This is a genomic window from Massilia mucilaginosa (assembly GCF_011682145.1).
In the GTDB taxonomy this organism is placed as follows: Bacteria; Pseudomonadota; Gammaproteobacteria; order Burkholderiales; family Burkholderiaceae_D; genus Telluria_A; species Telluria_A mucilaginosa.
The window spans coordinates 1-331 of sequence record NZ_WHJH01000282.1; the positions used below are offsets into that span (position 1 = coordinate 1).

A 331-nucleotide genomic window follows, 5' to 3' on the forward strand; every position below is an offset into this window, starting at 1 on the left:
CTCCCGCGCCTCGATCTCCAGGTGCGCTTCGACACCGGGGCCACGCTGCGGGCATTGCGACAGGCCCTGGACGGCAACGGCGCGGGCATGCCGTTTGCCGCGTTGATCAGGTATCTGACCGCCCCGCCCAGTGGCCTGTTCACCTTCAGCGCCACCGTTGGCGGCGCGGCCGCCCCGCAGCTCGCGCTGGCGCTGGCGGCGCGCCTGCGCCTGGCGTTCGGCCGCTACATGCCTTGCCGCCGTATCGACGACGGGCCGTATATCAGCCTTGACCTGCCCGCCACCGGCGTGGCCGCTTGCACGAATTGGGACCTGCGCACACCGTGCCTCG

General features: G+C 71.9%; 1 protein-coding gene. It reads left to right on the forward strand.

Going from position 1 to position 331, the window contains the following annotated elements; all coding sequences use genetic code 11:
- The coding region (locus F2P45_RS34870) for a hypothetical protein (RefSeq protein ID WP_166882732.1) at window positions 1-331 on the forward strand (331 nt) is incomplete at both ends.